Annotated in this window: 1 protein-coding gene; it reads left to right on the top strand. The window is 38.1% G+C overall.

The window, feature by feature from the left end:
* Positions 1-406 (top strand): outer membrane beta-barrel protein (locus FCS21_RS17910; protein WP_503328526.1); only part of this gene is annotated, 406 nt, incomplete at its 5' end.
* Between the last annotated feature and the right edge of the window lie 17 nt (positions 407-423).

The raw sequence follows: 423 nt of genomic DNA, 5'->3' as shown, positions 1-423 counted from the left end.
AGCTGTAAGTAATGACGTTTTTGGATTGGCTGCAAACGGAACAAATGGTGGTCAAACAGGAGTAAGTCCTATCTCAATTGATGCTATCGAGCAATTTCAAGTGAGCGTAGCTCCTTATGATGTTAAATTGTCTGGATTTGCAGGTGGAGCTATTAGTGCAATTACACGTTCAGGAACAAACAACTTTGAAGGTTCAGCTTATTTCTTAAACAGAGATGAATCTTTAGCTGCAAAAACACCTCCTTCATTAGCAGGAACAAACGGAAGACAAAAATTAGCGGATTTATCAGCTCAAACATACGGAGTTCGTGCAGGTGGGGCTATAGTAAAAGATAAATTGTTTTATTTCATTAACTATGAACAACAAGACAATGAAACTCCACAACCTTTTGATCCGTCAACTTAAACAGGTTTATCAGGAAG

The organism is Colwellia ponticola (assembly GCF_005885605.1).
Lineage (GTDB): Bacteria > Pseudomonadota > Gammaproteobacteria > Enterobacterales > Alteromonadaceae > Colwellia > Colwellia ponticola.
This window is presented reverse-complemented; position numbering and strand designations above follow the sequence as displayed.